This window comes from Sinomicrobium halophytocola (assembly GCF_052983395.1).
Genome location: NZ_JBRKIT010000019.1, coordinates 1 through 12,883, shown reverse-complemented (window position 1 = coordinate 12,883; position 12,883 = coordinate 1). Strand labels below are relative to the sequence as shown.

At 43.2% G+C, this 12,883-nt stretch carries 6 protein-coding genes; 1 reads left to right on the top strand and 5 read right to left on the bottom strand.

Annotated elements, in window-relative coordinates; genetic code table 11:
- The first annotated feature begins 1,094 nt into the window (after positions 1-1,094).
- Positions 1,095-2,135, top strand: a complete 1,041-nt coding sequence (locus ACVBDY_RS06590; RefSeq protein ID WP_447174673.1) for a hypothetical protein — start codon at positions 1,095-1,097, stop codon at positions 2,133-2,135.
- 352 nt (positions 2,136-2,487) lie between these two features.
- Here ACVBDY_RS06590 and ACVBDY_RS06585 read toward each other — a convergent pair whose 3' ends face one another.
- The 5 genes from ACVBDY_RS06585 to ACVBDY_RS06565 all read right to left on the bottom strand — a co-directional run bounded on the left by ACVBDY_RS06585 (position 2,488) and on the right by ACVBDY_RS06565 (position 12,800).
- Positions 2,488-3,144 (bottom strand): DinB family protein, encoded by a 657-nt coding sequence (locus ACVBDY_RS06585; RefSeq protein WP_447174672.1) that lies wholly within the window; start codon positions 3,142-3,144, stop codon positions 2,488-2,490.
- Between the two features lie 247 nt (positions 3,145-3,391).
- Positions 3,392-4,582, bottom strand: a complete 1,191-nt coding sequence (locus ACVBDY_RS06580; RefSeq protein WP_447174671.1) for an ATP-binding protein — start codon at positions 4,580-4,582, stop codon at positions 3,392-3,394.
- A gap of 192 nt (positions 4,583-4,774) precedes the next feature.
- Positions 4,775-5,434: a hypothetical protein gene (locus ACVBDY_RS06575; RefSeq protein WP_123218394.1), complete on the bottom strand. Its 660-nt coding sequence runs from the start codon at positions 5,432-5,434 to the stop codon at positions 4,775-4,777.
- A gap of 9 nt (positions 5,435-5,443) precedes the next feature.
- Positions 5,444-11,905, bottom strand: coding sequence for an FG-GAP-like repeat-containing protein (locus ACVBDY_RS06570; RefSeq protein WP_447174670.1), 6,462 nt, complete (start codon positions 11,903-11,905; stop codon positions 5,444-5,446).
- A gap of 52 nt (positions 11,906-11,957) precedes the next feature.
- Positions 11,958-12,800 (bottom strand): hypothetical protein, encoded by an 843-nt coding sequence (locus ACVBDY_RS06565; RefSeq protein ID WP_447174669.1) that lies wholly within the window; start codon positions 12,798-12,800, stop codon positions 11,958-11,960.
- Between the last annotated feature and the right edge of the window lie 83 nt (positions 12,801-12,883).

The window sequence follows — 12,883 nt, the reverse complement described above, 5'->3', positions numbered from 1 at the left end:
GAAACCTTTGTTCAGGGGTTAACCCCTGAACAAAAACCGAGATTTAAGATTAATTATTAACCTGAAAAAAGGCAACCATATTCAGGCATGCCCAAGGTTTGATCAACCAACCCAGAACTACCAACTAAAAAACTCCACAATTTTATCGCGCGTTGCAAACGCTTCCTACAATGGACACCCGTTGCAGACGAGCGCCAGTTGGCGTTACTAAATCTATAGGTGTTGCCTAAATAACTTAATAACTCATTAACCTATTAACCCAATAACAACACTATAACTTTTTCACACTACTAAAGGGCTGCAATAGTTTTAAGGTTATGGTACATTGTCAATGTCTTCAACCAACTCAGAACTACCAACTAAAAGACTCCACAACTTTATAGCACGTTGCAAACGCTTCCTACAATGGGCACCCGTTGCAAACGAGCGCCAGTTGGTTATTAATGCGAATTAAGAGTCAAAAAGAGATATTGGAAATCAGCTGTATATCAATGCTTAAATTCTAAAAAAACACATTTGATCCATCTTAACTCTTTGATTTTATATGACAAAAATTCCATTCCGTAGGATTTTCCTCGATTTTTGACCCCTACCCTAAAGGGAGAAATCGAGGAAAATCGGGTTCCCTTTAGGGCTAGGGTAAAACTGATTTTCCGACCAATAGTGTCAAAATCTAATTTTGTCATATACTAAGCTCTTTGATAATAAAGAAAAATAGAAATTCAACCTTGATTCGCATTATTAAGTTATTTAGGTGTCACGCATTAACTTAATAACTCATTAACCTACTAACCCAATAACAAAACGCCAGTCAGGACAGATAAATATTATTCCTTATACAGCAAAAACCATCTTTTTCGCTATTTTTATAGGAAAGAACCCGCTTAATCATACGGTTCCTTTTTAAGAGCATGTTCAAAGAGGATTGATTGTAGCGAAAAATGATGATTTTTGTTCCATATGAAGGCTTTTTTGAGCCGCATAGCCATAGCTACGGGGCGAAAAAAAGACGAGTATGGGGCAAAAAGGACATTTTTTTAGCCAATTGAATCCTTTTTGAACATGCTCTAAGCACAAACCCAAATCCGATAACCATGAAACTATTTGAATTCAAAGAGCGTGAGGTCCTTTCCTCTCAGTTTGTCTCCGACAGGCTTCAAGACAGGGAAAATATCCTCTACGATCCGGAACACACTACTGTCGTAACCGAAAAACAAGCTCCGTATATATCCGAAATACAGGCATTGACCAAAGATGACCTCCGCGACCAGTTTATCGTCTTCCGCTTATCTGATAAAAAAGACGACCCGGCCATACTGGAATCCTCCGAGGTGACCTCATCTATTCAAGGATCGGATGCCGAACCGGATGTACTGGTCAACCTGGAAATGCAATCGTTCCATATCGGGAAAGATGTACATGTGGATAAGAATACGAGGGCCACCATGCGAATCAACATCGGGAAAGACGAAAATTCCACCGATAAATATTTCGATACTGCTTTCTGGAGTATTGCAGCCGGACTGGACCTCTACAACCAGGCCAGGAAAAAACCCGCCGATCCGAAAGACCTCAAAGCCGATTTCCGGCAGGCCTTCGGTAACCGCCCGATAGAAATTCCCGGCGGACTGGCAAAAATGACCTTCGAAGTGGTAAAGCACCGCGAACCGAAATGGTGGCAGCGCATCTTTAAATTCCTGCAATCCGGTACGGGCCAGACCCTGACATCTACCATAGGCTTCCCGGCCATTACCCATAGCGCCATAAACCTGCTGGACGAACTGCTCAACCGGCTGGACAAATCGGACCCCGAAGTGTTGTTCAAAAGCCGCCCCCTACGCCTCGCCCTGTCCGAAAAAGCCAAACTGGACTATACCGGTGGCAGCGAAAGGGTAAAGATCGGCTCCCTGTCCCCCGGATTCTGTGTCCTTGCGCGGGGAAAAGATTTTAAGATTTTTGGGGATTCCGATGCTTTCTACTATCCTACCTACGGAAAACTTGTCCCCTCCGGTATCAGCAATACGGACCTGGTTAGCGGAAACTACGAAGATCCTTTCGAAAATGTCACCTATGCCATCTTCCGGATAGGAATGAAACAGCACAAACTGGATCCTACCTTTAATTACGGGTCATAACGAGGTTTGTTTTGCCACCGCCTGTCCCGACCAAATCGGGAGATACACGGATATGGTTATAATATAACGTTGCAAAACACCGTTTTGGAAGCTCTTCAGAGAGAAGCGCGACGTATTTGGCCTGTCATGTCAATAGGCTACGAAGTCGGAGACATTCGCCAGAGCTTGATCGGGATTATTTATTGATTATTAAGTTATTTAGGTGTCAAGCATTAACTTAATAACTCATTAACCTACTAACCCAATAACAAAACGCCGGTTGGCAAGTCTGTTTTGCCACGGATACACGGATATGGTAATAGTTGTTCTTAAAACTATTCGTGTATTCGTGGCAAAAGTTTATAGAAATACTTTACTTTTTTGAAGACGGCAACCTGCTCCCCAGCCATTTGATCTGGCCGTTATGGTTGGATTCATGTTCGCATACGTGAAACCATTTGCAGTAATTGTTGGTAGGACCCCATGGCCAGTCTTTATCTACTTTCATGAGCCACTCGTCGTCCCTTTTGGCAAATTCCGCCAGGGTGTGCTCACGGACTTCCTTTAACGCATCCAGGTAAAAATCCAGGTCATGCCCCTTGATGGTTGCCCTGGCCTCGTCTCCCAGCCCGGAAGCTACGCTCCATTTTTCCGCATCTTCCTCCGGCCAGTCTCCCCATGTTCTCCCCTCAAAAGTATGGAGCTGGTAAAACCTTTCGGTAGCGGCCAGGTGCAGCAACATAGCACCGATACTATTGGAATCATCATCATATATATAATCCAGGTCTTCCACGCTCATCTCTTTTACAGGCATGAGAATGATATAGCGCATCCAGTTCAGCATAGATACCAGGGTGCCGACATGCGGGGAAAAACCTTCTTTGGGACCGATGATGTTAAGGTCATCTTTTGCTGTCATGGCAGGACCGAGATGTATCGGGGTTGCCCCGGTAAGGGTAAACATACTGCCTGCCCCCACTGTAAAAAGGGAGGATTGTTTGATAAATTTTCTGCGGTTTAAAGTTTTCATATTGGTTAAGTTTTAAATTATATAAAGTTGAAATGTGATATAATCATTTTATACTATGAACAACATTTTGGAAACTGCTCTGCGAAGTTTGCAACTTCGCAGCTTAAACCTTCAATAAAAAGAAAGAAACGAAAAACGCCTCTCTGAGGTGTATCCCCGCTCTCCGAAGTGTCGTATATTCTGCGAATGTCTCTGACTTCGCAGCGCTAGTATTACATTTACGCGATGGCTGGAAAAGGATAAATGCTTAGTACAACATCCCGAAGGCCCAAAGTGGAATATGGAGCACGGGAAAGTCCACATCGTCAACAACGACAAAAGCATGCTCCATCCCTTCAATCTGCTTGCGTCCTTTCTGTCTTCCGCCAATTTCAAATACATAGGTATCGTTTATGGTAAAGTCGCCTTGCCTGGGGAGGGATATTTTATGATGTACTGCCAATTGTGATGCAAAAAATGTTTCACGCAAATTACCTTTATCTGTGGCATTGGGAGCCAATGCAAAAGCCAGATTGGGGTTGTCCAAAAAGATCTTTTCCGGTTTTTGCAAGGTGCTCACACTTATTCCTGCCGGATAAACCTGTCTTATAAGCTGTGCTTCATCCAAAAAATTCAGGTATTCGTTGATCGTGTTTCGGTGTATGTGACTTTTTCTGGCCAGTTCCGAAATATTGGGTTTGAACGGAACATTGGCCGAAAGAATGTATAAAAGCTGTAGCAGTTTTCGGGCATTCCTGATGTCAAACCCCGATAGCTGCGCCATATCGTACTCCACGATAATGCGGATGACCTGTTGCAGTCGTGTAGCAAAACTTTCTTCATCTTCCAGTGAAAACGGGTAGTACCCTTGTTGCAGGTATTCCTCAAAATACTCTAATGGCCGGAATTTTTTGGGAAATTTATGTTGCCATGCTTGCGTGCCGCTGATAATTTCATCAAACGACAGGACAGGCAGCTCTGATCCGTATTTGAAATTCATATATTCCCTGTACGACATTCCATAAAGCGTGTACATCAATGCCCGGCGGCTCAAATCCACCTCTTCTTTTGCTATATCTATAATGGAGGAACCAGTGAATACGATTTGCAGGTCATCGTATTCATCATAGAGGTTTTTAATATGCTGCGACCAGGTGGGGTACTTATGTACTTCATCCAAAAACAGCACCCTTCCACCTCCGTTGTAAAAAAGCCTGGCGGTATCTGCCAGATCCGAATCGGTAAAATACAAATCATCCAACGTCCAGTAAGCTGCCTGGTTCGGCGGAAGCCTCAGCGCTTTTAACCGTTGCAGCAACAAGGTGGTTTTTCCTGTTCCCCTGGCTCCTTTAATACCTATCAATCTATTCTTCCACAATATGTTATCAAACAGATAACGAACGCTGTCTGTCTTTACTCCACGAACTAATCTCACCGACTTATTTAGTAATGCCTCCATATATTGCCCATTCTAAAGTGCAATTTAAACTATTTTTTGCACATTTAAAAATGCGCTATTTCGTATTTAGTGCACATCGCATTGTGTAATCATACTAAAATAATCACTACTGCCAGGTTAAGGACTTATTCATATCCCCCGCTCTGCGAAGTCGGAGACATGCGAGCCCGGAACACTTCGTTGAGCGAGTAATTACCAACCAATATTTTTGAATTGTTTATTGTCAGATAGATATTTTCGAGCTATTATTCTTCCTTTTTCTTCTTCTAAGAGTTGTAATCTACCATCTTTCATTACTTCTGTAACAGCAAAGGAATATTCTGCTTGATTTTCCCCTCCCTCAATCATCAGATCATAACCTTCGTCATAGATATGTATAGTAATGATGTAATTATCAAACAAATATGATTCCAAAATCTCAGGGTTACTTATCCTACCTTCAAAAACTTTTATCCAAGATATTATTTCATTGTTTTTTAACAACAATAACCATCCTATTACTTCATCATGTGTCATTTCATTATTGCCTTTCAACTGAGGATACTCATTAGAATAAAGCACCAAGTCATATTTAAAAACACTTTTCTTACCATATATGTAGTTATCGATATTGGAAGGGGGAGACAGAAAAGTTAGCTTAGCCGTTTCAATCTTATTATCCAAAAAATATAAATTCAAATATTCAGGCAACTCATGAGTAATGTTTAAAACATTCTTTTCTTTCTTTCTTTCATTTTTAAATATAGATACAATGTTCTTATCATATCTCGTCACTTTTGTTTCTTGCCTATTTGAGCAACTAAAAAAAAATGAAATCAATATTATTACTTTAATTAATTTTTTTTTATTCATTTCTGTACATTATTTAGGAATGTAGTTAATAGTTTTAAAACCAAAAAATTTATAATCAAAAAAAGATTGAAAATTTGATGGACTAAAATACGCCCCATTAAGCAAATAATGATGGTTATTCAAAAGATGAACTCCCCATTTTTGAGCCTGATCCCAATGCCATTGATGTATAATCCTATGGGCATGTTTTGTAGAAAAAGAGGGGACCTTTAATCCAAAATAAGCATGCATATATTCATGATGCATAGTCATATACAATTGGGCTGAGCTTCTAAAAGCAGACTTTGATAAATAAACTGATACATTCTTACCGCCCAATCCTAACCATCCTGATTTCCTAACGGCGGTTAATCCATTAACAGGTTTATTTTTGGAATTAAAAAGATATCCGTTCTTAGACGTATATCCTGAGGGATGTGTTCCATCTGCATATAAATTGTCCACATTCTCGGAAAGTCTCTTTAGCTCAGTATGAGAATCTGAAAACTCTTTTGCAGACTCATTGGAATATTCAACCTCCTTACCTATTCCTGCAAAAGAATCATCATAAGGCATTTCCATGGTTCCCTCTCCTGACCAAAAATCCAATCCCATTTTTCCGGCACGGATACCACTAATCGTCCCATTCACCACTCCTCCTATGGCTCCTCCTATGAGACCTCCCTTTAAACCTGCTCCCAGCCCAGCTCCAAAACTTGCTCCATCCATCCAGGCATTTCCAGCAGCTCCAACAAAGCCTCCTCCAAAGCCCCCTGCAAACCCTGAGGTAAAGCCCTGCACAAAACCTAAGGTTGTTGCTATTTTACTGCCAAAGAATGTACCACCAGCTACCACATTTCCAACCCCAGCGCCAATAGCTCCCGCTGCTGCGCCAATCAAAGCACCTCCAAGAATCTTACCAAAATTAGCCCCGGGTCTTATGGCCTGGGTAACTGCACCGACAAGAGCTCCTATTCCTACCGCTATCCAGAAAAACTCCCCGTTCTGGTCTACATACATTAACGGATTGTTCAAGACATACCCGTACCGGTTAAAATTCTGGGTATTAAACGGGTCCTGCACATAATTATCCGGCATCAAAAAGCGGTGCATCACCGGGTCGTATAACCGGCCGTTCATATGCACCAGGCCCCCTTCGACTCCGCTCAGGGACCACAAGTGCTCATGTCCGGTATACCCTCTGTCTAAAATAGTAAAATTATTTAAGGCCGTACCCGAACCGTTGGTCAATTTTACAATATTACCCCAGGCATCGAAATGCCGCTTTTCTTTGACCGTCCCGTTTTTGTCCGTAATGGACAGTATACTTCCCAGGTAATCCCGGTGCAGGTAATAATAATTGTTGGTTGTCGTGGTCCCCTGGTCCGAGTGCCATATTAACGGGGCGCTGTAGGCATCGCCTCCTATATAGGTGATAAAGGTCGTCTTCCCGGTCTGGGTGTCTTCCTTGATCTCCATACTGCCGTCCGCACTGTAGTGTTTGCGGTAGCGCCGTTGCATTTTATCACTGTCTTCCCCTCCGTAGTACATATGCGACCTACCCATGGCGGCATTATACTGGAAACTGATCCGTTCTTTGCCTTGTTCGTGTATCTCTACAGGGCTTTTAAAGGCATTGTAGCTGATCTTCTGTTCCGGATGATCCTGGTAATATTGCCGGGCGGCTTCCGTACTTCCGGGGATCAGGGCTTCCTCATCTATGGTGATCTTGGTATTCTGGTAGGATACCCCGGCATAGGCATAATTACCAATAGCGCTGTTTTTTGTGATCCTGCCCCGCCCGTCATAGGTCTGGCTGTTATTCCCGTTGTTATCATTAAAATGGGTAAGCCTGTCCAGGTTGTCGTACTGGAACGTCTCGTTCCAGCTAAACATGCTATTGCTACGGCTGGTCAGCGTTCCTTTCTGGGCATTAAAATCATATCCCAGGGTAGCCAGGGTGGTCACCGTCCCGGCGGATGAGATCTTCTGGGTCTTCCGCTGAGTGGGGAACCCATAAGCATCATAGGAATTTACCTGTTTGAGCGAGGCGCCCAGGGCAACCTCCGTCAACTGCCCCCGGGCATTCCTGCCGGTTACTTCCCAGAGAATGTCTTGTGTGGCATTATCCGATATACGCTTTAAACCTCCATTCTGGTAAACTCTTTTTATCTTTTTGGTACTGGTGTTACTGTTCGCCCTGTTTTTTGCGATAAACTCTTCTTCCTGTACCCGGTTAAAACCGTCATAGGTATACTTCCTGGTGAAAACCGCATGCGGGTTGGTCTCTACTAGCTGCTTTACCAGTTGCGGATGGGTCGTATCATACGTCAGGGCATAGACCGTATTGTTCCCGTCAGCATTGGTCAATGTGGTTTTGGTAGGAAGATTGATTTCATGATCATAGGTATATACCCATGACATATCAGTATGATCGCCTTCGAGTTTTTTGCTTACCAGTTTGCCAAAATTGTCATATTCATAGGTTGTTGTCCCCTTGGGGGTTGTTTCCTTGGTGATTTCCCCGTAACCGTTGTATTCATAGGTATAGACCCCCGCCGAGGGGTCGGTAAGTTTGGTTTTCCTGCCCCAGCCGTCCTGTTCGGTACGCTGAACGGAGCCCCCGTAGTCGGCGGTTTTCAGGGTACCATTGGCGTAATAGGTATAGTTAATAGTTCCCCCGGGGTCCGTCACTTTCTCCACATTGCCCAGGGCATCCTTGGTGGTGGTTATTGTTTTGGTACCGTCACTTACGGTGGTGGTCAGCCCGTTATAAGTCATCGTAGTGGCCTTCCCGGTATGGGAGGTGGTCCGTTTTATTCTGCCGTATCGATCATACTCCGTGGTATTCCATTTTGCGGCTCCTCCTATATAGGGTTCGCTCACCTCCACTTCACGCCCCAGGTGATCGTATTTGACGGTTTTTTTTACCCATTGCCCCAGGACATCCTTTTCCTGTACCCGGATCAACTGCCCCAGCATATCATATACAGAGACCTTGCTACTGCCGTCATCCCCGGTTTCGGTTATCGTTGCATCATAACCGGATTTGGTGTAAGTTGTCGTGACACTGTTGCCCCGGTAATTGGTTACCTTAATGACCTTGCCCCACGGATCGTAATCGTAAGTCGTCGCCTGGCTTAAAGGGTTGGTTTCTTTTTTCAGATTACCGTTATCAGGATCGTAGGTATAGGAGGTTTTCAGACCTTCCGGATCGGTAGCGGTTTCCAGGAAGCGGCCACTGTCATCATAGGTATATGAGGTGACCCGGGGAGCAGTACCATCGGGAGGTGTAATCGTCTTCTTTTCTATATTCCCTAAATCATCATACTCCCGCTCTTCTATTATAAAATCCGTACCATTGCCCTTGCTTTTTATTTCCGTAAGGAAAAACCCGGTATAGTCATAATCTTCTTCGGTAATATAGGTATTGCCATAGGCGGTACGGGTTTCCATTTTTTTCGTAGGCCGTCCTATATAATAAGTAGTTCCGGTACTGTTTTCATATGCCATGGTTACCGTATGCGTTCCCTTTCCGGAGTTATCGGTGTGCTCTCTTAAAAGATTCTTATAGCTATCGTAACCATAGGTCTTTGTAGTAAGTGTTTCGTTCAGGAGGTCTTTACCAACCACCATTGTCGGGACATTGACAAACACTTTATTGCTGCGGGTTTCCGAGTTATACCTGTAATCGGTACGGGAAATATAATCGTTCTCGGGCGATGAAGCCCCGTCATTGGCTGCCGTACCCTGCATCTTCGCATGAAACGCACCATTACTTCCATTAGCGGAAAAACCGGGTTTGAGCGTTATGGACTGGACAGCCGTTTTAGTCCCGGTGGTGGCTGAGGACAGGGTTATATCCAGGGGAGCCGGTTCCGGAAGAAAACCGGATCCATTGCTAATTGGACCGATAGAAGTAAATTCAACTGTTGTCGCTCCGCGAAGTTGCGGATTGTGATACGATGTACTGTATATCCTATCGGAATAATCTTTATGCCAGTTGGTCCGGGTCAGCTTTTTATAACCCAGAAAACCAAGTCCTTCGGCATGTGTAACAGCCCCATGATAGGAAAACAGTTGCTCAATGGTAGTGATCCTTAACCCAGATCGTTCCAGTTTACTCACGACATGTGTCCCTAATGAAGTTCCGATATCAATATACGGATATACTTCTTCATTTGCACCGGAATAAGGCTGTAATTCTCCTATAGCATTGGGATCCAGAGCACTATAAGTTATACTTTCCTTTACATTATTATTTACTACCGAACGTAGTTTTACATCTTCCCGGTGATCCTTTAAAAAGCGAAAAATACTCACCCGGTTATTACTGATGCTGGCAAAATCCAGGTTAGCATTGGGACGATCGGAAGTCAAGAATATTGGGATGGGAAAGTTCTTTACATCCCCGTTTTTTTCTCCTGTTCTCCAATAAGTAAATGCTGGTCGGGTATAGGTGGTAGAAGGGGTATTGGTATAAGCCATTACCTTTTGTGTCCCTTCCCTGGTATCAGAATAGGTAATAGTACGGTAATCGATAATATCCGTACGTCCATCCCCGTTGATATCCACAGGAATAAGGTTATACCCAAACAAAATGCTTCCGGTATTGCTAAAATTGGTTTCCTTATACTGAAAAGGATAGGTAATTTCACTTTTTATGAACGCTTTTCCATCAGACATGAATACCGAAAACAGGCTGCTGCTATTAGCCGTAGGAATCATAAAATCCGTTTTACCATCCCCGTTATAATCGCCTAACAATATGGGAAATCCTGTTTTTATACGTGAATCTGGTGTTTCCCACAATAATTGCAACTTATTGTTATTATTCATTCCATAAACAAACATCTTCTCGGATGTCACGTGAAGGATATTGGTCTTACCGTCCCCGGTAACGTCGGCCGTAAGGAATGCATCACCATAGGAGTAAGCTTTCCTTAAGTCTGCCGATCTGGTAACATATTCAGATTGGGACTCACGTCTTCGGTCCAGCTCTATCAGGTACGTCATCGAAGCGTTTACATGAACCGGCCCTGCACAATTCTCATCCCTCGGATGGCATGGATAATAGGTATAAGGTTTTGTTATAGCCATAACATCGGATAATCCATCACCATTAAAATCACCGGAGATATAAGTTTTCAGGATATGACCTTCTTCCCCGTGATACGAAGTATAAGTAGGCGCCTTCCAAACTTTTGTATAGTGTAGTCCCAGGTACATGCCGGTGGAAGGAATTCCCGCTCCATAAACCTTGAATCGCACATCACTGTTCCCGTCTTTTTGCACCACGGCAACTCCCTGCCTGGAAGGCGCCCTGTTGTAATTGTCCAGGTAATTTACAGTGAATATTTCTTCGAAAAGGCCAGTGTTGTATGTTTCTCCGAAGTTAAAACTTCCCCCCCGATCTTGTATATCGGTAAACAACCAGAATTTCTTTTTCTTATCGCTGCCAGACGTAGGATACAGGATAAAATCCATTTTTCCATTGCCCGTAAAGTCTCCGGTCGCGGTTTGTGCGTTATTTTGCCCGATATCACCAATAGACAAGGTTCCGGGTACACTTTCAGGCTCAATGATAGTGCCGCTATTTGTATAATTAAAAGTTATCGGGTCATAACTTTTTGTTCCGTTCTCACTTTTTTCCTGGATACTGATCAGGCGTTGATAACCCAAAGTGGTCAGACCGTGAGACAATACATAATTCCGATACCCCGAGCCATTTCCCTTAACCTTTATTTCGCTAAGGATATTGGTACGAACAAAGCTTATCCCCCCTATATAAGCCTGCTCCGCACGCTCCCGGTCGGTATATACGAATTCTATTTCGTTAATCTGGGTAGCTGTATCCTTACTCCCATATTTTATGGTTTTGATACTTATTCCGTTATATCCCGATATATAACTGTAATTTACCCGTATTCCCTGAGGGTTCTCCCAATAAGTAATGGCAAAATCAGTGCGGCTTCGGGAACCTGAGCCATTGCCGTAAACAGCAAAAGAACCATCCGGATAAAGAACCTCAAAATAAGCCGGGCCATAAGCTGCCCCGTAGGGTGAGACCCCGTGGGACGTAATTTTCATGTTGGAATAGTTCTCCGTCTCATAAACTGTTCCATTCTTTCCGTAAATACCACTTTTGAGAAGCAGGCGCTGACCATCCAAGGCAAAACGGTCGGTAGATGTAAAATCTACTCCTGCCAACTGGTTATCATGAAATTTCGTAGAAGGTACCCTGGTAATAACCGACACTCCGGAAATATTCCATCCCCACCCGGCCAGGCCATTTCCTCCCTGGCTATTAAAAGTCAGGGCAATATCAGGTTCTACCCCGTTTATCCCGGGAGGTACTTTTATAGGAACTGTATAAACTGCTCCGCCAGTAGCAGAAACGGAAAGCTCTCCTGACGTATGTCCAACCTCCTGGGCCTTTAAAAATGCTATTTCAAAAATGCATATGATAAATACGAGTAATTTTTGTTTCATTGGTTCGGGTTATTTACGGTGATATAAGATTGGATAAATATGAAAAGGTCTTTTACTGTTTTTCTTGTAATTTCCTGATTTCCTGTCGTAATGTCTCTATTTCCTTTTGTTGTTGTAAAGTATACAGGGTCAATTCTTCTATTTTCTGAAGTAATTTGGCATCCATCTCCCCCAGGAATATCCCGTTCGCTTCCACTTCTTTAGCACTGGGGATATCCTTTAAATGACCTTTTTCTTTAATGTGTTGTTCTACTTCCTCTAAAGTGGGCAGGTGGTAACTATCTTCAAACACAAAATCGCTCCAGCCGGTTTCTACTTTGATCTCCTTGGCGCGGATGTTGCCGTTTACGGCGAGTTTCCAATTGTTAGAATTGGTTGTCCCGATACCTACATTTCCGGAAAAAATTGTAAAGTCTCCTGCTACAGGAACTTCCTCATAGCTATCGGGGTCAGCTATGGTTACGGAAGAAGGTATGTTTATAATGATAGGGGATGATTCTTCCGTTAGAGATATTTCCAGGGACAAAATTCCCCAGGTTCCCGGCGAACGTGCATACAGATCACAAACAGAAGAAGATACCTTTCTGAACTCAACAACTTTTCCAAGCTCATTTCCTACTGCCTGATAATTCCACTTAGCCGTTAAACTTCCCGAAACCTGCCTTATTATTAATTGTACGGAAGCCTTATAGCCCTGAACAGAGGACCTTGCATAATTAATGGTGGCATCTGCAATGACTGTATTAAAGTTTCGTCCGGAAAAATCGAGAGAAGCCACTTTATACCATTTTTCCGCAGACGAATTACCCAAAGACCATTGCCCCGAATATTGGGTTTGACCCGATACACTCAGAAAAGTAAGGGACAAAATAATCCCTGAGAATAGTTTTTTCATTTGACGATTGCTTTAAGCGTTTCTATTTCTTCTTCCAATTGAAGAATTCTTTTTTCCTGTTTAATTGTATAAAGCATGAGTTC

Coding starts and splice junctions, on each gene's coding strand:
- ACVBDY_RS06590 (WP_447174673.1), top strand. CDS start 1,095: ATGAAACTATTTGAATTCAAAGAGCGTGAGGTCCTTTCCTCTCAGTTT.
- ACVBDY_RS06585 (WP_447174672.1), bottom strand. CDS start 3,144: ATGAAAACTTTAAACCGCAGAAAATTTATCAAACAATCCTCCCTTTTT.
- ACVBDY_RS06580 (WP_447174671.1), bottom strand. CDS start 4,582: ATGGAGGCATTACTAAATAAGTCGGTGAGATTAGTTCGTGGAGTAAAG.
- ACVBDY_RS06575 (WP_123218394.1), bottom strand. CDS start 5,434: ATGAATAAAAAAAAATTAATTAAAGTAATAATATTGATTTCATTTTTT.
- ACVBDY_RS06570 (WP_447174670.1), bottom strand. CDS start 11,905: ATGAAACAAAAATTACTCGTATTTATCATATGCATTTTTGAAATAGCA.
- ACVBDY_RS06565 (WP_447174669.1), bottom strand. CDS start 12,800: ATGAAAAAACTATTCTCAGGGATTATTTTGTCCCTTACTTTTCTGAGT.